General features: G+C 68.2%; 1 protein-coding gene. It reads right to left on the bottom strand.

The window, feature by feature from the left end; translation table 11 throughout:
- Positions 1 to 69: 69 nt before the first annotated feature.
- On the bottom strand, positions 70 to 578 hold a 509-nt coding region (locus tag CFP71_RS42735; RefSeq protein WP_143267327.1), incomplete at its 5' end, for an alpha/beta hydrolase.

The raw sequence follows: 578 nt of genomic DNA, 5'->3' as shown, positions 1-578 counted from the left end.
CTGCCCAAAGGAAATGCCCCGGTCCGGGAAACCGGACCGGGGCATCGAAGCATCCCGAAAGCGACAGGCTCAGAAAGGCAGCGCCTGAGCCAGCGCCTCCTTCTTCACTTCAGTCACCGAAGACGGCACCTCGGACTTGGGAGCCGCGGTGGCACCGGCCGGGACCGGCTGCGGGACCGGGGTGCACTGCACGTCCGAACCGTTGCCCGGCTTGCGCACCGGCAGCTTTCCGGTCAGCAGGTAGTCCGCGATCTTGTCGTCCACACAGGACACGCCGGACAGCGAACCCGAGTGCGTCGTGCCACCGGGGGCGCTGATCAGGCTGGAGTTCGGGTAGCGCTTGCGGACCTCGAGGCTGCCGGGGTACGGCGTCGCGGCGTCGTTCTCCTCGTTGACCAGCAGGATGCCCGGAACCTTGCGCCCGTCGATCTCCACCGGCTTGCCCGGCTTCGCGGGCCAGTCGATGCACGGCGCGTTGAACCAGGCGTTGCCCCAGGTTTCGAACGGCGCGCGGAAGTGGGTGACCCAGTTGTCGAACTTCCAGCGGTTCCAGCTCTGCGGCCACGCCCCGTCGTCGC

The sequence above is a fragment of the Amycolatopsis thailandensis genome, from assembly GCF_002234405.1.
Taxonomy (GTDB): domain Bacteria; phylum Actinomycetota; class Actinomycetes; order Mycobacteriales; family Pseudonocardiaceae; genus Amycolatopsis; species Amycolatopsis thailandensis.
Note: the sequence above shows the minus strand (reverse complement) of the source record. Positions and strands in the feature narration are given on the sequence as shown.